The organism is Proteus sp. fly-1067 (genome assembly GCF_040139345.1).
Lineage (GTDB): Bacteria > Pseudomonadota > Gammaproteobacteria > Enterobacterales > Enterobacteriaceae > Proteus > Proteus vulgaris_B.
On record NZ_JBEEUL010000013.1, the window covers coordinates 81847 to 101519 of the forward strand.

A 19673-nucleotide genomic window follows, 5' to 3' on the forward strand; every position below is an offset into this window, starting at 1 on the left:
AATGTTCGTGCTTTTATCACAAATATTGAAATGCAAACATTTAAAAAAATAGAATAACCATAAAAAAAACACATCTACAACCAATTGATAAATAAGACTAAAAGAGAATTTAAATTTACCATCAATATCAAATCATCAAAATAAAGCATTTAAAATACATTAATAAGACTAATGATATTGTTTTGTTAAAATCCATTTCCATTTTTTAAATAAAACGTTTTTTAATAAAAAACACCTATTTTTTATAGATTTATTTCGCATAATAAAAATGTCAGTAAACAAATTAAGAACAAAATGATGAATAATACGTAGAAATAACAATATGATAGTCAGAATAAAGCGATTGATAAGATAATTTATTGAGCTAAATATAGACCTCAATATTTAAACTTTCCAGTATTAATTCTCAGCAAATAAAAGATAAAAAAAGACTCCACAAGTGGAGTCTTAATGACACAAACTGAGGGGTAATTAATTAGAAGTTATAGTTCAGACCAATATTGTAACGACGACCTTCTAATGTAGTATTAAAATGTTCTTGGTCAATACGACGATCTAACACATTGTAAACACCACCAATCACATTTAATTGCTTGGTTAAGCTGTAGCTGGTACCAATATCAACAAATGCATAAGAAGGCGTACCATGTGACATAGAGGTGCGTGATAAGTAATCAGAGGTTTTACCACGGAAGTTAATACGCGCCCATGTTTCCATTTCTGGCGTTGTTTCCCAGTTTAAAGTTGCATTAGCCATATGACGTGGCTGTTTATTTAATGGCTTACCTTTGAAATCACCACTTTTTTGTTCAGTATCTGTAAAAGTATAGTTAGCCGCTAAATTCCACTCTGGTGATATTGTCCAGTTAAAGGTGGCTTCAATACCACGCATATTAGCTTTATCTACATTCGTTCTATCGCTTACAAAGTCATAAGGGCCGCCACTATTTCCGACACCATCTGCTAATGTACAATCACGTAGATCCGTCATTTTAGAGCCGTCTTTATTGGTACGGCTATCACAACGACGCTCTTCCATGATCTTATCTTTAAAGTCGGTATTGAACAGACCAAAACTTGCTGTCAGGTTTTCACGGTTATCCCAAATAATCGAGATTTCTTCGGTAACTGATTTTTCAGGTTTTAAGCTTGGATTACCATAAATAACCGCATCATAGTTACCACCACCCGTACCTTGTCCCCATGATGCTGTTGCTTGACGTAAATCAGGTGAACGATAACCGGTAGATACCCCACCTTTTAATGTCCACTCGTCAGCAAGATGCCAGACTCCGTAAACACGAGGTGTCCAGTGTGTACCAAAGTTTTCATCTTTATCCATACGCAAACCGCCCGTTAAAGCGAAATCATTGGTCATCGCCCATTCATCTTCAGCAAATAGTGCCCAACTATAACGGTCTAATTTATTGCTACCTTTAAGTTTATTCCCTTCATCTTTTAATTCTTCATAACGATACTGGGCACCAACACTTAAGGTATGATCACCGAACATTAAAACTGTCTGATTACGTACTGTTGTGTCGTCATAATCCATTTTACGGGATGGATTACGGCTTTCATCACGCTGAACATAAGTATTCATCGTACCAAAGTCATAAACACCATCATGAGTAAGTGCATAATGTGTCAGTTCATAGTCGGTAAAACTACTTTCAGGGGCTTTTCCTCGACTAGGTGCTCCTGATTTAGAATGCCACACGCGAGAGTCACGATGTTGATTATCTTTTTTAAATTCAAAATCAATCGTGTTCTGCTCATCAGGCGTCCAACTTAAAGTACCACCACCTGTTGCTGTGATCTGACGGTTATAGCCATTCACAATTTTGTCTTCGCTACGATGTGAATATTGACCTTGAATTTTCAAGCCCAACACATTATCAATTAGTGGACCACCCGCATAAAAACTGCCTTGATTAGTGTTACCTGAATCTTTACGCTCTGTGATAGTGCTGTCTGCACGTAAACTAAAGTTCCACTCTTTTTGCGCTTTACGGGTAATAATATTGATAACCCCACCCATTGCATCAGAACCATATAAAGAAGACATTGGGCCACGTACAACTTCAATGCGTTCAATGGCAGGTAAAGGCGGTAACCAGCCTTGTTCAATACCCGAGTTATCACTATTAGGACGCGTCTCACGCGATGCAACACGCTTACCATCAACCAAGATCATGGTATATTTTGCATCCATACCACGAATACTAATATCAGAACTACTTCCACCACCTGTTACTAATACGCCAGGAACGTCTTTTAGCGCATCAGTCACGTCACGATAAGACTTAGTTTCTAATTGTTCACGTGTAACAACAGAAACTGACGCAGGCGCATCTTCAACCGTTTGTTTAAACCCAGAAGCAGTTGTAACAAGTAGTTTTTCTACATTTTCAGCTGTTGCAGTCATTACAAAACTTGATGCAATAGCAGCAACAACGCCAAGCGCGATTTTATTTTTATTTAACACTACCATTCCCGATTCTCCAAGAATATATATTCTTTACATTTTATATAGATGGACAGATCGACAATTGCTCAGAAATTAAGGTAACAAATAAAATTTAGTTACCCTTAGTTATTTTAATATTATTTTTATATCCCTATTTACTGCATCCCTATATTTACTTTTTTCTTTTTTACTTCTCTATAATTTATCCACTAAACCATCAATAATAATTTGAGGTATTCCTTGTGAACAATATTCCAATCGACCTTGAACGCCATAAACATCAGCAAGGCTTTGTGCTGTAATAACTTTATCTGGTGCACCTTGCGCCATTAACTGCCCTTGCTTTAACATTAATATATGTTCACCATGTCGTAAGGCTATATTAATATCGTGGACAACAACGACAGTAATAATATTTCTACGGTGTGTTTCTTTAGCGACTAAATCCATTACATGATATTGGTAATTAAGATCTAATGCGCTTAATGGCTCGTCCAATAATAATAAAGAGGGTTGTCTAATCAATGATTGTGCAAGCCCAACTAATTGTTTTTGACCACCTGACAATTCATCTAAATAACGTAACGCTAAATGCTCAATACTTAATTGACGTAATAAGTGCATTACCTGAGCTTCACTATGTTCATTATTTAATCCACCAGAAGCACGCTGCGCCACAATAATGGATTCTAAAACATGTAAATGAACACCTGCTGGTAATGTTTGTGGCAAATAGACGACATTTTGGGCACGTTGTGCAAAATTCATCGACGCCAGATCGTTCCCATCTAAACTGATAACACCTGATGATTTATTTAATCCAGCCAATGCTCTTAATAATGTTGATTTTCCACTCCCATTTGGCCCCAATAGTACAGTGACCTTTCCTTTAGGTAATGGCTCAACATCAAGTGCCTTAATGATGAGATGTTTAGCATAACCAGCGCTAAAATCTTGAATTTTTAATCCTTCAATCATTAGATATTCCCTCTATGACGTAAAATCATGCTGAGGAAAAATGGCACACCCACCAGCGATGTCACAATACCAACAGGAATAATAACACCAGGTATTAAATTTTTAGATGCAATCGACGCCAATGATAAAACTAAAGCACCGATTAATGCGCTTGCTGGTAAATAGAAACGATGATCTTCACCAAACATCATACGGGCAATATGAGGTGCAACTAACCCAATAAAAGCAATTGGTCCAACAAAAGCAACCGCCAGTGCCGTTAAAATACTGATCCGCAGTAATGAGCCTAATCTTAAGCGTTTTACATCAATACCAAAGCTAATCGCCCTGTCTTCACCTAATCGTAATGCGGTTAGTTTCCATGAACTTAGCCATGAAATCACCATAATGACAGCGAAAGCCCCAGCCATAACCCCAAGTTTTATCCATGTTGCACGCGCTAAACTTCCCATTGTCCAGAAAACAAGTCCTTGAAGAGTATCTTCTGTCGCAATAAATTGCATCATTGAAACCAATGCGTTGAAAGTAAACACCATGGCAATACCAAAAAGCACAACACCTGATGTCGGAACACGAGTCCAACGTGTAATTCCATCCAATAACAAGGCTGATAACAATGCAAAAAGAAATGCATTGGCTGAAATAAACCATTGATCAGGAATGCCAGGAATACCAATACCAAGCACAATGGCTAATGCCGCACCAAATGATGCCGCATTTGATAAACCTAATGTAAATGGGCTTGCTAAAGGGTTATTTAAAATGGTCTGCATTTCTGCACCCGCTAACCCTAGCGACATGCCGACCACCACTGCCATTAAGGCATAGGGTAAGCGAATATCCCATACAATTACTCTTGAACCTGCATCAACAAGCTCAGGCTGAAAAAGTGTTGTTAATAATTTATCCAGTGATAAACCTGAAGGTCCCATGGTGAAATCTAACACCACCGAACCACAAATAATTAAAACAATTACTCCTAACCATAACATGCGTTTATTCATCATTTTTCGATAATGTACCTTTACATTATCTGATGTACTTTTTGCTTGTTCTTCTGTGGTAAGTCGCTCTGGCATAATGCTCATATCAATTGTTGTACCTAGTCTTTTTTTACGTTCTTCTGCTTTTTACCTGTGTTTTACGTTGGAAAAAGCATACCGTACAACTCATCAAATGCTTTTTATTGCATGGAGCAAATTATCAATCAGGGACTATTTATCTAACAAAGAAATGAGTCGCCAAATCATTATACGGTGAAACATATTCGTTATGTAATTTATTATACTATGCTGAGTGACAGTTCTGCTGTAATGAGCAATAGAAGGACTAACAATGATCAGACTTATTACATTAAGCATATTATTTACAATCAATAGCGCCGCTATTTTATTTATCAGCCAATAAATCACGCGCTAACAATAAAGCAAATAATAATAATTATCAATGCGATTGCCAATATAATTGAAGATTTTGTATATTTTCTATAATGATTAAATTGAAAAATAAAAAAACGCCTGTTTTAATGTGAACCAAATCACAAAACAGGCGTTTTAATATATTGAATTATCGGTTATTTTTTATTCGCAATATGTGTTGGAAATTCCATTTCGTTATAACGAATAAAACGGGTTTTCTTCACAATTTTATAAGTAAACCAGATTAACAAGAATAATGGGATACCAATATACGTTGCAATAGCACCATACCAATCAATTGTATCTTCCAAAAATGCTTGGTAATTTTGACCTAATGTAATAATTAAACACAGTACAAAGGCAAAAATTGGACCAATTGGGAAGAAACCCGAGCGATAAGGTAAATCATTTAAATCACGCCCTTGTGCTACATAACCTTTACGGAAACGATAATGACTAATTGCAATGCCTAACCATGCAATAAATCCTGTCATTCCTGAGGTGTTTAATAACCATAAGTAGACAGTTTGGTTTCCATACATTGAGCTTAAGAAGCACAGACCTGCAACAACGGTTGTTGCATAAAGTGCGTTACGTGGCACACCATTTTTAGACAATTTACCAAAGCATTTTGGCGCTTTGCCTTCTCTTGCTAGTGTAAATAGCATCCGAGTTGAGGCATACATACCTGAGTTACCCGCAGAAAGAACCGCCGTTAAAATTACGGCATTCATAATTGCAGCAGCAGACAATAATCCTGCATTTTTAAAGACTAACGTGAATGGGCTAACGCTGATATCGCCAACATCATTACGTAATAAACTTGGATCAGTATAAGGAATAATTAAGCTAATGATTAAAATAGCAAAGATATAAAACAGCAAAATACGCCAGAAAACTTTACGCACAGCCTTTGGAATGTTTTTAGCCGGATCTTTAGATTCTCCCGCCGCGATACCAATTAACTCTGTACCTTGGAATGAGAAACCAACAATCATAGCGACACCAATCATGGCTGCAAATCCACCCGCAAAAGGTGCATCACCAATTTCCCAATTATGCCAACCTGCGTTTTCAGCTCCTTTCATAATGCCAGTGATCATCGCAATACCTACAACAATAAAGATAATCACGGTGGAAACTTTGATCAAAGAGAACCAATATTCAGCCTCACCAAATCCTTTTACAGAGATATAGTTAAGCAAGAATATAACGCCAAGGAATAGAGCACTCCAGATCCAACCATCAACATCAGGGAACCAATAGAGCATGACTAATTGTGCAGCAACAAGGTCAACTGCAATGGTAACTGCCCAGTTGTACCAATAGTTCCAACCTAATGCGAAACCAAAGCCTTCTTCTACATACTTAGAACCGTAAGTTGAGAAAGAGCCGGATACGGGCATAAATGCGGCTAACTCACCAAGGCTTGTCATTAGAAAATAGACCATCAGCCCAATTAAAGCATAAGAGAGTAATGCCCCACCAGGCCCAGCTTGAGCAACCGTAGCCCCTGATGCGACAAAAAGCCCTGTACCAATTGAACCACCAATAGCGATCATCGCTAAATGCCGCGCCTTTAATTCTCGGCGCAAAGTCTGCTGTACTGCGCCCGACTTAGCAGTACTTTTTTGTTGTTCTGACATAACATTCCACTTTTATATTCACTTTTCTGACGAGGATTGTAGCAAATCTGTCGTTCGTGAATAGCAAGGATCCATGATTATAAGATACCTTCATAATCGGGCGTCAATTATTAGCAATTTATGAAAAATTGCTGATTAAGTGTTCAGCATTACAATATGTCAGCAGTTTTTTCAGTGCATCAGAGACATGTTTTTGGCGGTGATACACCAGATATAGGGTACGTTGTAATGCCAACCCTTCTACTTTTATCTCTTTTAATGAGCCGTTATTAATCTGTTCCTCAATAACTCGACGAGATAAACAACTGATACCCATTTCATACATAACTGCGTGTTTTATCGCTTCTGAATTACCTAATTCCATTTCAATGCGATAGCCTGGCAAAGAAGCAAAAAGAAGATGATTAAGAACATCTCGAGTTCCTGAACCATTCTCTCGTAAGATCCAAGGTGCTGATTGTAAATCAGCTAAAGTCACTTTTGTTGCTTTAGCTAAGGGATGATCTGGTGAGCAAAAAATAACCATTTCATCTAGAAGCCATTTTTGGCTAATTAACTCAGAACTTTGACAAGCACCTTCAATTAATCCTAAATCAACCCGAAACTCACTCACGAGCTTAACGACTTCTTCTGTATTCCCAATGCTCATTTCTAATGGAATATCAGGGTAATTACGATGAAAATTACCCAGCATTTTTGGAAGAATGTAATTACCTATTGTGGTACTAGCAGCAATACGTAAAGCACCATTTCCAGCCTGAAATAGTTGTTCAATTTCGATTGCACGTTCAAGTAAAGATAATGCTCTGGGATAAAGTAATCGACCATGTTCATTCGTAACAAGACGTTTTCCCACCCTATCAAAAAGCTGTACTCCTAATTGGCTTTCTAGATCAGTTAAAGAAGCACTGACAGCAGATTGAGATAGAGCAAGCTGTTGTGATGCTTGCGTTGTAGAACCACTTTTAAGAACTTCAGTAAAGACTTCCAGTTGCCGCAACGTAATTCGCATGTCCATTCCACCTTTGAGCCGTCATTGTAATAACATACTATCCACAAACCAGTAACATACCAAGCACATTTAAGAAAATACACCTATATTAATTTTACTGGTTATTATTATAAAAATAATGAGTTTAATAAATAAGATTGGTTGTTATATGCTTATGCAAAATTCATATAAGCAAGGTTTTTCTATGTCAGAGCAAAGTCAACCTATTACATTGGCGAAAAAATGTGTTACTCCAATTTATCGCTGGCTCCCTGGTTTATTATTAACAGGCGTATTAACTGCGCTTGCTATTTATATTGGTGACATCCCTTGGTTTTCTAACATGGGTTTAGGTGCATTAACGCTGGCGATCTTATTCGGTATTATTATTGGTAATACACTTTATCCTGTTGCAAAACCCTATAGTGATGAAGGTGTCAAATTCGCCAAACACTATTTATTACGCACAGGTATTATTTTGTATGGTTTCAGACTAACGTTTCAGCAAATTGCTGATGTGGGTGCAACCGGTTTAATTATAGATGCAATTATGCTGACATCGACTTTTCTTATTGCAATGTGGATCGGTCGAAAATATTTTGGGCTAGATGAACAAACGGTGATTTTAATTGGTGCTGGTAGTAGTATTTGTGGTGCGGCGGCTGTTATGGCAACAGAGCCGGTTGTCAAAGCACAAGCAAGCCAAGTAGCGGTTGCGGTGTCTACGGTTGTGATTTTTGGGACTATTGGTATTTTTCTTTATCCTTGGTTCTATCATTTAAATGCATTTGCAGGCTGGTTACCATTTACAGAAGAAACTTTTGGTATTTTTTCAGGTTCAACAATTCATGAAGTGGCTCAAGTCGTTGCCGTAGGACACTCAATTAGCCCTGACGCTGAAAATGCAGCAGTTATTAGTAAAATGATCCGCGTAATGATGCTGGCACCATTCTTAATTATTCTTTCAACTTATTTAAGTAAAAAGAAAAGTAAGGCAAACAATGACGCACAAACTACTGAAAAAAGTCCAATCACTATTCCTTGGTTCGCCGTATTCTTTATTTTAATGGCTGGTTTCAATTCTTTAAATTTAATTCCAGCGTCTATTGTTAGTTACATTGTGACTATCGATACCATTTTATTAGCAATGGCAATGGTGGCATTAGGTTTAACAACGCATATTAGCGCTATCCGACAAGCCGGTATCAAACCATTATTGTTAGCTTTATTCTTATTTTTCTGGTTAACCCTTGGTGGTGCGATAATTAATATCTTTATTCAAAATGTGCTGATGTCTTAATAGGAATATCGATAAAAATTACCCTCCCCTTAAATTTTCGCCTTGAGAAGTATTTTTTATTATTGCGCAACTTTTTAGTTGCGCTTTTTTGCTTTTATTATCTCAATATGATGTTATACGCTTGTATGTTTGTTATCGTGGTGTGAAATAAATCTAAGGAGAGAAGTAATGAAATTTGTTGGCGCACATGTCAGTGCTGCTGGTGGCGTCGATCAGGCGGTATTACGCGCACATGAAATCAAAGCTACTGCGTTTGCTCTTTTTACTAAAAACCAACGCCAGTGGAAAGCCGCTCCATTATCCACAGAAGTCATTGATAAATTTAAAAAGAACTGTGAACTTTATGGTTATGGCCCTTCTCAAATTTTACCCCATGACAGTTATCTAATTAATTTAGGCCATCCTGAAGAAGAAGCGCTTGAAAAATCGAGAGACGCTTTTTTAGATGAAATGCAACGTTGCGAACAACTTGGCATTGAACTACTTAATTTTCATCCTGGTAGCCACTTAAATAAAATTGATGTTGATAAATGCTTACAAAAAATAGCTCAGTCAATTAACATCACTTTAGAAAAAACAAAAAATGTTACCGCTGTTATTGAAAATACAGCTGGCCAAGGTACTAATTTGGGTTACCGTTTCGAACATCTTGCGGCGATTATTGATGGTGTTGAAGATAAATCTCGCGTTGGCGTTTGTATTGATACTTGTCACACCTTCGCTGCTGGTTATGATCTAAGAACCCGTGAAGAGTGTGAAAAAACCTTTGCTGAGTTTGAAAAAATAGTCGGCTTCCAATACTTAAAAGCGATGCACTTAAACGACGCTAAAAGTGAATTAGCAAGTCGAGTTGACCGTCACCATAGCTTAGGTGAAGGTAATATTGGCAAAGTTCCTTTCAGTTATATTATGCAAGATGCACGTTTTGACGGTATTCCACTAATTTTAGAAACTATTAACCCCGATATTTGGCCTGATGAAATCGCTTGGTTAAAATCACAACAAGCCTAAATTTGGTATTCTTTGCGGTTTATCCCAAAATAAACCGCAAATAGCATTATTTTATTGGTATTAACTCAATTTTAGTCATCATCTGAGCAAGTTGGCTTCTATCTTTAATTCCTACATCAGGCTGACTCACAGATAACGCAGAAATGGCCGTTGCTAAACGTAGCGTATGTTCGCTAGTTTGGCTCATTAATAAACCGTAAACTAATCCCGCAACCATTGAATCACCAGCTCCCACAGTGCTTACTACATCACAATGCGGTGGTTTAGCTAGCCAAGCACCAGAAGCATTTACCCATAATGCTCCCCTTTCACCTAATGAAATAACAACATGTGCAATGCCTTTATCCCTCAATTGATGCGCTACTTTAATAACATCTGTCATTTCAGTCAGTGAATGTCCAACCCAGGCTTCTAACTCCCGATGGTTTGGTTTTATTAACCAAGGTGCGGCTTTTAACCCTGCCACTAGTGCATCACGACTACTATCAAAAATAATACAAGGACACAACTGCCTTAATTTAATCATCCACCGTGTAAAGGCTTCAGGGTCAACACCATTAGGTAGGCTGCCACTAACAACCACCATATCAAAATGCCCCAGCCAATTAAGTGAGTCTGTTGCAAAGCGCTGCCAATCTTGTGGTGATACCGTAAACCCTGAAAAATTAAAATCAGTAACCTGCCCTTTTCCCTCAGTCAATTTCACATTAATGCGTGTACGGCCAGATACCAAATAAAAGCGGTTAGCCATTCCATTTTCACTAAAAAAATGCTGAAACTCCTCTTGATTCTCGCGCCCCATAAATCCGCTGACAGTAATATCTACCCCTAAATCACGTAAGACTTTCGCGACATTATTACCTTTCCCCGCGGGATTAAGCCCAGCTGTTCGGACTAAATTAACACCACCTACGTCAATCGCGGAGCAAGCACCAACAAGATCATAGGCAGGGTTTAAAGTGATCGTAGCGACACGGCGACTCATGCCTTTACTCTCCAATCGTTTTTATTATGAATATTTAGGGGCTATATATAGCACTAATTAACCTTAAGTTCAGTGAAATTGCATCGGTTCTTCTTGACTCTCACTCTTCTCCAAGGACAATAATGCTCATAAAAAATGACTTATCTATCCGTTATCAATAACTATATAAAAAATAAGGAGCCTAGAATGTCAGTCGTGGTCGGTGTTGGCGTGATTATTGTAAATGAAAAAGGTGAAGTATTATTAGGAAAACGCTGTGGAACTCACGCACCTTATTGGTCAATTTTTGGTGGTCATGTCGATGATGGCGAAACCTTTGAACAATGCGCCATTCGCGAAATAAAAGAAGAAATCGGCATAGCTATTACATCACCTAAAGTAATTGGCATTAGTAATAATTTAGAAACTTACCAATTAGAAGGTAAACACACTGTTTCTATTTGCATGATTGCACAATACCAAGGCGATGAGCCTAAATTAATGGAGCCAGACAAATGTTCTGAGATCCGCTGGTGTTCACCGAATGATTTACCTGAACCTCATTTTGAAGCCAGCCGTAACTCCATTGCATTATGGAAAAATAAACAGTTTTACCAAAGCTAATTGGAACCCATCTATCACCTTCATTATTCTGAATGTTTTTTGTTCAGAATAATGTTTTCAACGTTTGATCTTGCCTAAAAAACTACTTATTTAATTCTCGATTTCTTTATCATTTCTGATAATGCTTACACTAATCTATTGATTTATATGATCGCCTCCTTCTACTGTATTATTTTTATTCACTTTTTTCTTTTATAAAGCACAATAACCTCTATTTACACTCTGAATACAAACGTGTATTCTTTACACTATCAAGCTAGTACATTGAGTCAATTTAATAAGGACATCTTATGTCAGAAGTCACATCAATAACAAAGCGTCCATCCATACTTGGTGGCGCAATGATCATTGCAGGCACCGCTGTCGGTGCTGGCATGTTTTCCATCCCTATTGTGACTTCCGGTGTCTGGTTTACCGGTTCTATTTTTCTTTTGATCTACACTTGGTTTTGTTTATTTATGTCTGGGTTAATGATCTTAGAAGTGAACCTTCATTATCCTTTAGGCTCAAGCTTTCATACCATTACCAAAGACTTATTAGGAAAAGGCTGGAGTACTATTAATGGACTATCGATTGCGTTTGTTCTTTATATTTTAACTTACGCTTATATTTCTGCGGGTAGCTCCATTATTGTGCAGAACTTTGCAGAGGTGGTCAGCGTACCACAAGCTATTGCAGGTTTAGTCTTTGCATTAATTGTTGCTTTCTTTGTTTGGTTATCAACACGTGCAGTGGATAGATTAAGCACCATTTTAATTGGCGGGATGGTAATTGCCTTTGTATTAGCCATTGGTGGATTATTTACAGAAGTAAAAATGCCTGTGTTGTTTAATACAAATGAAAGTAATGCGAGTTATTTACCCTATGCTTTAGCCGCACTCCCTTACTTACTGACCTCATTTGGTTATCATGGCAATATCCCAGGCTTAGTAACGTATTACCGTAAAGATGGCAAAGCCGTCATGAAAAGCTTGTTGATTGGTACACTGATTTCACTAGCAATTTATATTTTATGGCAGTTTGTTGTACAAGGTAATATTCCTCGTGAAGGATTCAAGCAAGTCATTGCTGATGGTGGGAATATTGGTAATTTACTAGCACAAATGCGTTCAACAACGGCCAATGCTACTGTATCATTGTTACTAGATTTGTTCTCTTATATGGCATTAGCAAGCTCATTCTTAGGAGTTTCATTAGGATTATTCGATTACTTAGCGGACTTCTTTAAATTTTCCAATACAGGAAGTGGTCGATTTAAATCTGCTCTAGTGACGTTTATACCACCGACTATTTTGGCCATTATTTTTCCTGATGGTTTCTTATATGCTATTGGATTTGCAGGACTCGCAGCAACTATTTGGGCAGCAATTATTCCAGCCTTAATGGCAAAGGCCAGTCGCCAACGTCATCAAGGTCAGAGCTTTAAAGCTCCAGGTGGTATGTTTATGATTGGATTTGTTATTTTATTCGGCATCATCAATGCTAGTGCACATATTTTAGCAAACTTTAATCTTCTTCCTATCTACCGCTAATCACTTCACTAAAAGCCAGCATTGCTGGCTTTATTTTTTCATCAAATCTTATAAAAAATTGCGTGAATAACTTGCCAAGTTTCTGCACTGCGAGTAATTTTGTCGCCATTATCGTCAATGTTATTTAATGGAAGGTTTTATATGGCAAAAGCCAATGAAATTAAACGTGGTATGGCTGTTAGTTATAACAACAAATTATTACTGGTAAAAGATATCGACATTCAAGCACCCAGTGCTCGAGGCGCAAGTACTCTGTATAAAATGCGTTTTACCGATATCCGTACAGGCCAAAAAGTAGAAGAGCGTTTTAAAGGCGATGATATGGTTGATACCATCAACTTAACTCGTCGTGCTGTTAGCTTTTCTTACATTGATGGTGATGAGTATATCTTTATGGACAACGAAGATTACACTCCTTATACCTTCAAAAAAGATCAAATCGAAGACGAATTACTGTTTATTCCTGAGGAAGGCTTAGCGGGAATGCAAGTATTAACAATGGATGGTCAGGTTTTAGCATTAGAACTGCCACAAACTGTTGATATGGAAATTGTTGAAACTGTTCCAGGTATTAAAGGTGCGTCAGCAAGTGCGCGTACTAAACCAGCAACATTACCTACAGGATTAGTTATTCAGGTCCCTGAGTACCTTTCTACTGGCGATAAAGTGCGTATCCATATTGCTGAACGTCGCTATATGGGACGAGCTGACTAAAATTAATAGTCAAAACATCTACTCATTAGCGTATTGCTAATGTTGCTCTAAATAGGTCAGATAATCGTAAGAAACCCAATGTGACAAACGATTATTTGACTTGTTTATCTTGGTTACTTTTCTCTACAACCCATTGATGCTTTAAAAGTATTGAACGTCAATAACACCATTTTTTTGCGTATTATCCATCCAACGGATCTCAGCTTTGCCCATATCTTGAGGCAAAATTATTATTTGTTGGGATTTATCAAAAGAAGCAGGAACAATGGATTGAGTAGATGTAAACACTTTGTTGTGTTTGTAACACTGATATTCAGCTTTATCTAAAGTGAAATTCATTTCACATGCAGGATCAACAATCGCACCCCGCAGATAAATCTGCCCTGTTGTTTGAATGGGATCAGATGCCCAAGCTAATGATATCGAACTGGAAACGAGAAGACTGCATACTACGGTCAGATATTTTCTCATAACGACCTCACTTCTTGTTTGCGCTAGTAGGTATGAGGATCACACCCACCCGACATATTTTCATCATAGCAATAAAATATGACATTCATATAGACATAAGAAGAATATTTGATGTCTATCAAATATAATTGTTCGGTATTTATAAATAAGAAATCAACGTTGATCAAACTTAAGTCAAATATTTGTAACTTTAATAACTGTTTTATAAAATCATTAAAATTTTATTTAATAAATACAATTATTGTTATTATTCTATTTTCGTGTAATTAATTATAAACAATATTCATTATAGCTAAATTGTCATTAATCCACTTAATATCCATAGAACCTTTGTTGTTAATCAATTTCGAGCTAAATTGTTTATTCCTTTCTAACTGATATTGAGATTCCTGCATTTCACTTCCATTCCAACACCTTGTTTTAAAAGTGTTTTTATCTGTATCCATTAAACAATTACCTTCAACAATCGCACCAACAAAAGTGATTGTTCCGGAGCCTATAACTTTATTTTCCTTACCAAAAGAAGGTGCACTTAATAATAAAGGTAAGCACATGGCTGCAATATAAAGCTTCTTCAAAACTGATCTCCTCTGATTATTGTGCGTAGAAATCTGACAAGCCAATATGTTATTAAAGTCATAACTAATATCGGCTTGTTACTTTATTTATTTAATTTTTATCTTTAATAAAAGAATAGAAAAAAATTATAGAATGCTCAAATTAAGACTACCCAAAAAAAACACTATAAATTTAAGTTAAGTGAGAACGAATGGGGATAACAAAAATGAAATAAATAGGTAACATTTATCCAAGCAATAAATTGCAAAGATATATTTTTTTATTTTGACTATAGTCCTATAATCAAACTTAAATTTATTGTGATCTAGATCACCAAAAACATGTGAAATTTGTTATTTAATTATTATGAAACTTTCTAATTTTCACCAAAAAGCTCTCGCTATTTTTCTACTTAACCTTGTGAGCATCATTATTTTCCTCTCTTGGTATCTTCCAGCACAACATGGATTTTGGCTATCAATAGACACCCATATTTTTTATTATTTTAATCAACATATTTTGCCTGATACTTTTTTCGCGACTTTTGTTGCTTACGTTAATAATAGAAAATTTGATTTAGTCATTTTGTTAGCTATGGGCGTACTTTATTACAATACTTTTCGTCAAAAAGATTATAACGGTAAACGCCATCTTATAATTGTAGGATTAGTGATGATAATCAGCGCTGTACTGATTAATCAAATTGGACAAAATATTCCAATAGAAAGACCCAGCCCAACACTTTATTTTCAAGATGCACATAGAGTGGGAGTTGTGACTGGCATTCCAACAAAAGATGCCTCTGGTGACAGCTTTCCTGGCGATCATGGCTTAATGTTACTTATCTTTTGTAGCTTTATATTACGTTATCTTTCATTCCGCGCTTTCTTATGGGCACTGCTTATTACCGTTGTGTTCGCATTACCGCGAGTAATGGCTGGCGCACATTGGGCTTCTGATATATTAGTTGGTTCTATTTCTTTAACTTTAATCACAACAAGTTGGTTATTAATCACACCATTATCAGATGTTATTGTCAGACAATTAGAAAAATATCTTCCTTTTAAAAAATAAAAGAAAAAACACCTCAGATTAATTAAAAAAGAATAAGTGCAAACATAATGGCACTTATTCTTTTGGTCATTTTTTGACATTTGAATGATATTATGATGACAAATGAGATCTATTTTAAGTATTAGCACTTTATTATCTAATGTTTTGTAAATTAAACCTCTTTTCTCTCGCCATTTAACGCCTCTTTCTGTACACTTTTCTGGTTTCCTCATTATTTATTGTTTAATGTGGATATTTACGTGCTTTAGAGCACGTTTTTCGCGAAATAGGGTTGCCAGAGTTAAATTACACTATATTCTCTGGTTATTTGGTGAATAATTCAGGTGCACTTCTGCACGTAAGGATGTAAGGGAAATCTGTCACAATGAGAACAAAACCGTATATGAGAATGCTTAAGCTCATACCGGCGTTCATTGTTGTAGCTACGCTATCGGCCTGTAGCTCACAGAACGCAAATTCACGCTTAGCGAATTCAAGCACTACCCCACTTAATACATCATCAAGCACTTCTATTTCCCAAGCATCTCAAGATGAATTTGAATCATTGGTGAAGAATCTCGATATAAAATCTAAGATACTTGACCAATATGCAGACTGGAAAGGCGTCGCTTATCGCTTAGGTGGAGATACTAAAAAAGGCATCGACTGCTCTGCCTTTGTACAAAGAACCTTCCTTGACCAATTCGGTGTAGAACTACCTCGCTCAACCTCAGACCAACAATTCTCAGGTACTCAGGTTAACAAATCAAAATTACAAGCAGGTGATTTAGTTCTATTTAAGACAGGCCGTACTATGCGCCATGTTGGTATTTATATAGGAAATGATAAATTTGTACACGCATCCACCAGCAATGGGGTGACGGTGTCAGAAATGTCTAATGTCTACTGGAATAAACGTTTTTACGCGGCAAGACGTGTTATAGAAAATAATGATGCAACCCTTGCTGAGAACAACTTTTCAAAAAGTGTATTAAGATAACTAATTCCCTTATATCTTATTGCAAATAAAAAGCCTCATTATCAAATAAATGAGGCTTTTTTGTGTTCTTTAATCATTTTGTAAATCACACAATCATCACGTTAGTTTTATAACGATAGGTAGTGTTATAAATAAGAGTACGCCGTTGGAAAGGGCTCAGCAATAGCAACACCTGCATTCTTCAAGCAACATAACGCAGCACATTCATCATCACTACATAAGAAAAGGCATGGCACGCCATCCCACTCGATCACAACACTATCAATATGGAGATTACTCAGATACTGACGCAAATTCTGTATTGCTTCATCCAGTGTCATACCATCATGACTTAATAATTTTAAGCCAATCAGTGTATTTTGCTTTCCAGCATCATTTTCAGGCAGTATCTCTACTCTTGTACCTGCAAAGCCTGCTAGCCACCGATAACTCAGCGGCAGCTTATGAACTACCGAAAGTTGTACATTATCCACAAATCAATCCTGTTTCATCAACACGTTAATTTAATACATCATCAATACGAGTTTGAACTGACTTGCTCACACGTCATATTAAAACCTTGCTAATCATAAAACATAATTATTACAATTATTTTACAATAAAAGCGAAGAGACGTATCAAACCATTTATTTAGCTTAGCGTTTGTACGTATTCATTTCTACGATGATTAATCTCTTCAATTATTCTTTCATTTTTTTAACATTTTATCAACCATATAAAATAATTGTATAAAATATTACGCATTCAAGTAAAACAATTCATCAATTTTTATCACTATGCTTCATACCAACAAAACAATAATAGATGATTATTAAAATAAATTTCACTTAATTTAACAAAACAACAACATTGAGTATTGATTCAAATCAAAAAAGCATACTAATTTGAAACGATTCATAAAGTACAACAGAGGAAAATGTGGCTTATTCAGTGGGAATAAAGGAGAAAAAGGAGAAGCACGCTATAAATATCTCTTATTTATAGCGTGATATTCTTATTTGTAACGACGTGCAAGTAAAATAAAGCCCATAGCAAATAGCACACAAAAAGCCATAGCACTTACCATTGGCCATTCTGATTTTGCTGGAAACATAGCAATAGCCGTTCCAACTAAAGCCCCAACACCAAAACGCACAGTTCCTGCCAAAGAAGAAACCGTCCCTGCCATATGAGGATAATCATCAAGAATAACAGCCATAGCGTTTGATGTGATCATTGCAATACCACCAACATACATCGCTACTCCCACAACGAGATAATAGAAATGTAAATTAAGGGCAACAACTAATAGTAAAAAGATCCCCATAATACATTGAATAGTTAGCCCTAAACGCAACATCTTCAACGCACCAAATCGACGAACATATCGCCCATTTATGCTTGTCATGATAATCAAAAAGATAATATTAAAACCAAAGTACAAGCCAAATTGATCGAATGGGATACCGTGTAATTCTATATAAACAAAAGGCCCTGCACTCAAAAATGAGAACATGCCGGCAAAAGAAAAACCTGATGCCAGAATATAACAAAGAACACGACGAGTTCTAAATAAACTAATAAATTGGCTAAATGTTACTCTTAAGCTAAAGCGCTGGCGACGCTCTTTGGGTAAGGTTTCAGGAATATAAAATGCAATTAATGCACCTGCAATCACAGCGGCTATCGCAATACTCCAAAAAATAGCATGCCATGAAAACCAATTCATCACCCAAGCACCTAGTAATGGTGCTAATAAAGGCGCAATCGTCATCACTAATGCAACGAAAGACATACTTCTAGAGAAATCATCTCTAGAGAACATATCTCTCATTAATGCATTAATAACCACACTCGCAGCAGCTGCCGCAAAGCCATGGAGAAAACGCATACCAATTAGCATATCAATAGATTCAGATAATGCACATGCACTAGAGGCAAAAGCAAAAACAATCACACCGCCCAAAATGACAGGCTTACGTCCCAAACTATCCGCCATAGGACCATAAACTAGTTGCCCAATAGCAAAACCAAAAATATAGATACTTAATGTCATTTGCACTTTACCACTAGGCACACCAAAATCTTGCGCGATAGTAGGTAAGCTTGGCAAATACATATCTATGGCCAATGGCATAAGCATGGAAATGAGTCCCAATATTAAAATGAGACTAAGGTACGACGAACGTTGCTGTTGCACGCAAATAAACTCCCAAAAACGACAGGACAGATAATAATTATTGAGGTAAGTGAATGCTGTTGATCTCTTCTTCTGTTAATGGACGATATTCGCCCTCAGCTAAAGTTTCATCTAATGTAATATCCCCAATACGCTCACGATGTAATGCGCTGACATGATTACCCACAGCTGCAAACATACGTTTTACTTGATGATATTTGCCTTCACTAATTGTGAGTTTCACTTCTGTAGGTGTAATAATTTCTAATTTGGCGGGTTTAGTCAGATCTTTTTCACCATTCAGCTGCACACCTTTTTGGAATTTTTCAGCGACACCTTCAGCAATCGGCTCTTCCAATATGACATGATATGTTTTTTCACAATGATGTTTTGGCGCTGTAATACGATGTGACCATTGACCATTATCAGTCAATAATACAAGCCCCGTTGTATCAATATCTAAACGCCCAGCAGCATGTAATTTATATGCCAGAGGCTCATCAATAAAATAAAGGATAGTTGGATTAACTGGATCATCTGTTGAACACACGTAGCCAATGGGCTTATTCAACATAAAATAACGGGGCCCTAAAATTTGAGTTAACACATTACCGTTATAAGCCACTTCTTGTTCTGGTGCTATTTTGGTCGAGCCGCTTTTCACCATTTCACCATCAATTGTTACAAGCCCAGCTCTTAACTCACGAAGTATCAAGCTACGGCTAATCCCCAATTGCTGGGATAAAAATTTATCTAATCGCATGAATTTCTCTGAAAAATGGATG

At 36.7% G+C, this 19673-nt stretch carries 18 protein-coding genes; 7 read left to right on the forward strand and 11 right to left on the reverse strand.

All coding sequences use genetic code 11. From position 1 onward, the window contains the following. Positions 1–475: 475 nt before the first annotated feature. The 5 genes from ABN217_RS15850 to yieE all read right to left on the reverse strand — a co-directional run bounded on the left by ABN217_RS15850 (position 476) and on the right by yieE (position 7524). A complete protein-coding gene (locus ABN217_RS15850) occupies positions 476–2494 on the reverse strand; it encodes a ligand-gated channel protein (protein WP_072069928.1) in 2019 nt (672 codons plus the stop codon). A 171-nt stretch (positions 2495–2665) separates the two neighbouring features. Continuing rightward, on the reverse strand, positions 2666–3448 hold the full coding sequence (locus ABN217_RS15855; RefSeq protein ID WP_349439756.1) for an ABC transporter ATP-binding protein: 783 nt from the start codon (positions 3446–3448) through the stop codon (positions 2666–2668). After that, the gene (locus tag ABN217_RS15860) at positions 3448–4455 is read right to left on the reverse strand and encodes a FecCD family ABC transporter permease (protein WP_419775814.1); all 1008 of its coding nucleotides are present in this window, start codon (positions 4453–4455) and stop codon (positions 3448–3450) included. Before ABN217_RS15860 ends, ABN217_RS15855 begins: the two co-directional genes overlap by 1 nt. A 566-nt stretch (positions 4456–5021) precedes the next feature. Further along, on the reverse strand, positions 5022–6512 hold the full coding sequence (locus tag ABN217_RS15865; RefSeq protein ID WP_072069931.1) for an amino acid permease: 1491 nt from the start codon (positions 6510–6512) through the stop codon (positions 5022–5024). 118 nt (positions 6513–6630) lie between these two features. Beyond that, a complete protein-coding gene (yieE, locus tag ABN217_RS15870) occupies positions 6631–7524 on the reverse strand; it encodes a DNA-binding transcriptional regulator YeiE (RefSeq protein ID WP_072069932.1) in 894 nt (297 codons plus the stop codon). Positions 7525–7708: 184 nt separating this feature from the next. Between yieE and ABN217_RS15875 the strand changes: the two genes are divergently transcribed. After that, a complete protein-coding gene (locus tag ABN217_RS15875) occupies positions 7709–8803 on the forward strand; it encodes a YeiH family protein (protein WP_197269359.1) in 1095 nt (364 codons plus the stop codon). A 168-nt stretch (positions 8804–8971) separates the two neighbouring features. Beyond that, positions 8972–9814 (forward strand): deoxyribonuclease IV, encoded by an 843-nt coding sequence (nfo, locus tag ABN217_RS15880; protein WP_115351016.1) that lies wholly within the window; start codon positions 8972–8974, stop codon positions 9812–9814. Positions 9815–9860: 46 nt separating this feature from the next. On the opposite strand, the gene fruK is transcribed toward nfo, so the two are convergent. Further along, complete coding sequence (gene fruK / locus ABN217_RS15885) at positions 9861–10799, reverse strand: 1-phosphofructokinase (RefSeq protein ID WP_196553288.1); 939 nt, start codon at positions 10797–10799, stop codon at positions 9861–9863. Positions 10800–10985: 186 nt separating this feature from the next. On the opposite strand from fruK, the gene ABN217_RS15890 reads away from it, so the two are divergent. The 3 genes from ABN217_RS15890 (at position 10986) to yeiP (ending at position 13648) form a co-directional block, all read left to right on the forward strand. Next, on the forward strand, positions 10986–11402 hold the full coding sequence (locus ABN217_RS15890; RefSeq protein ID WP_072069936.1) for a nucleotide triphosphate diphosphatase NUDT15: 417 nt from the start codon (positions 10986–10988) through the stop codon (positions 11400–11402). A gap of 290 nt (positions 11403–11692) precedes the next feature. Further along, positions 11693–12934, forward strand: coding sequence for a tryptophan permease (mtr, locus tag ABN217_RS15895; RefSeq protein WP_349439755.1), 1242 nt, complete (start codon positions 11693–11695; stop codon positions 12932–12934). A 141-nt stretch (positions 12935–13075) separates the two neighbouring features. After that, complete coding sequence (gene yeiP, locus ABN217_RS15900) at positions 13076–13648, forward strand: elongation factor P-like protein YeiP (protein WP_072069938.1); 573 nt, start codon at positions 13076–13078, stop codon at positions 13646–13648. Positions 13649–13789: 141 nt separating this feature from the next. Here yeiP and ABN217_RS15905 read toward each other — a convergent pair whose 3' ends face one another. Together ABN217_RS15905 and ABN217_RS15910 are read right to left on the reverse strand one after the other, a co-directional pair. Beyond that, entirely contained in the window at positions 13790–14119 is a 330-nt protein-coding gene (locus ABN217_RS15905; RefSeq protein WP_072069939.1) for a YmdA family protein, read from the reverse strand. A 266-nt stretch (positions 14120–14385) separates the two neighbouring features. Next, positions 14386–14697, reverse strand: coding sequence for a YmdA family protein (locus tag ABN217_RS15910; RefSeq protein ID WP_196553290.1), 312 nt, complete (start codon positions 14695–14697; stop codon positions 14386–14388). Positions 14698–15043: 346 nt separating this feature from the next. Between ABN217_RS15910 and ABN217_RS15915 the strand changes: the two genes are divergently transcribed. Further along, positions 15044–15751, forward strand: coding sequence for a phosphatase PAP2 family protein (locus ABN217_RS15915; protein WP_196553291.1), 708 nt, complete (start codon positions 15044–15046; stop codon positions 15749–15751). 364 nt (positions 15752–16115) lie between these two features. Beyond that, positions 16116–16730 carry a bifunctional murein DD-endopeptidase/murein LD-carboxypeptidase gene (mepS, locus tag ABN217_RS15920; protein WP_072069942.1) on the forward strand — a complete coding sequence of 205 codons (615 nt, stop codon included), beginning with the start codon at positions 16116–16118 and terminating at the stop codon, positions 16728–16730. Positions 16731–16855: 125 nt separating this feature from the next. On the opposite strand, the gene ABN217_RS15925 is transcribed toward mepS, so the two are convergent. The 3 genes from ABN217_RS15925 to rsuA form a co-directional block, all read right to left on the reverse strand. Beyond that, positions 16856–17203, reverse strand: coding sequence for a YejG family protein (locus tag ABN217_RS15925; RefSeq protein ID WP_072069943.1), 348 nt, complete (start codon positions 17201–17203; stop codon positions 16856–16858). Between the two features lie 521 nt (positions 17204–17724). Beyond that, on the reverse strand, positions 17725–18909 hold the full coding sequence (locus tag ABN217_RS15930) for a Bcr/CflA family multidrug efflux MFS transporter (protein WP_231619316.1): 1185 nt from the start codon (positions 18907–18909) through the stop codon (positions 17725–17727). A 37-nt stretch (positions 18910–18946) separates the two neighbouring features. Continuing rightward, on the reverse strand, positions 18947–19651 hold the full coding sequence (gene rsuA / locus ABN217_RS15935; RefSeq protein WP_164526138.1) for a 16S rRNA pseudouridine(516) synthase RsuA: 705 nt from the start codon (positions 19649–19651) through the stop codon (positions 18947–18949). Between the last annotated feature and the right edge of the window lie 22 nt (positions 19652–19673).

Coding starts and splice junctions, on each gene's coding strand:
- ABN217_RS15850 (WP_072069928.1), bottom strand. CDS start 2,494: ATGGTAGTGTTAAATAAAAATAAAATCGCGCTTGGCGTTGTTGCTGCT.
- rsuA (WP_164526138.1), bottom strand. CDS start 19,651: ATGCGATTAGATAAATTTTTATCCCAGCAATTGGGGATTAGCCGTAGC.
- yieE (WP_072069932.1), bottom strand. CDS start 7,524: ATGCGAATTACGTTGCGGCAACTGGAAGTCTTTACTGAAGTTCTTAAA.
- mepS (WP_072069942.1), top strand. CDS start 16,116: ATGAGAACAAAACCGTATATGAGAATGCTTAAGCTCATACCGGCGTTC.
- ABN217_RS15860 (WP_419775814.1), bottom strand. CDS start 4,455: ATGATGAATAAACGCATGTTATGGTTAGGAGTAATTGTTTTAATTATT.
- ABN217_RS15890 (WP_072069936.1), top strand. CDS start 10,986: ATGTCAGTCGTGGTCGGTGTTGGCGTGATTATTGTAAATGAAAAAGGT.
- ABN217_RS15915 (WP_196553291.1), top strand. CDS start 15,044: ATGAAACTTTCTAATTTTCACCAAAAAGCTCTCGCTATTTTTCTACTT.
- ABN217_RS15905 (WP_072069939.1), bottom strand. CDS start 14,119: ATGAGAAAATATCTGACCGTAGTATGCAGTCTTCTCGTTTCCAGTTCG.
- nfo (WP_115351016.1), top strand. CDS start 8,972: ATGAAATTTGTTGGCGCACATGTCAGTGCTGCTGGTGGCGTCGATCAG.
- fruK (WP_196553288.1), bottom strand. CDS start 10,799: ATGAGTCGCCGTGTCGCTACGATCACTTTAAACCCTGCCTATGATCTT.
- mtr (WP_349439755.1), top strand. CDS start 11,693: ATGTCAGAAGTCACATCAATAACAAAGCGTCCATCCATACTTGGTGGC.
- ABN217_RS15875 (WP_197269359.1), top strand. CDS start 7,709: ATGTCAGAGCAAAGTCAACCTATTACATTGGCGAAAAAATGTGTTACT.
- yeiP (WP_072069938.1), top strand. CDS start 13,076: ATGGCAAAAGCCAATGAAATTAAACGTGGTATGGCTGTTAGTTATAAC.
- ABN217_RS15865 (WP_072069931.1), bottom strand. CDS start 6,512: ATGTCAGAACAACAAAAAAGTACTGCTAAGTCGGGCGCAGTACAGCAG.
- ABN217_RS15855 (WP_349439756.1), bottom strand. CDS start 3,448: ATGATTGAAGGATTAAAAATTCAAGATTTTAGCGCTGGTTATGCTAAA.